At 45.8% G+C, this 271-nt stretch carries 1 protein-coding gene; it reads right to left on the bottom strand.

Annotated elements, in window-relative coordinates:
• A partial coding sequence (locus NRL14_RS21135) for an EF-Tu/IF-2/RF-3 family GTPase (RefSeq protein WP_306725531.1) occupies positions 1–271 on the bottom strand: 271 nt, incomplete at both ends.

Genomic DNA, 271 nt, shown 5'->3' with positions numbered 1-271 from the left:
TGTGGGTTGATTGAACCAGGCTTAGCTAGTACTTGACCACGTTCAACGTCTTCACGCTTAGTACCACGTAGAAGTGCGCCGATGTTTTCGCCAGCACGACCTTCGTCAAGAAGCTTACGGAACATTTCAACACCAGTACAAGTAGAACGAGTTGTATCATTGATACCAACAATTTCTACTTCGTCATTGATGCGGATGATACCAGCTTCAACACGACCAGTTACAACAGTACCACGACCCTGGATTGAGAAAACGTCTTCGATAGGCATGA

Source organism: Pseudoalteromonas sp. 20-92 (assembly GCF_030847595.1).
GTDB classification, from domain to species: Bacteria; Pseudomonadota; Gammaproteobacteria; order Enterobacterales; family Alteromonadaceae; genus Pseudoalteromonas; species Pseudoalteromonas fuliginea.
The sequence above is the reverse complement of the archived record's forward strand: the minus strand, read 5'-3'. Positions and strand labels throughout refer to the sequence as shown.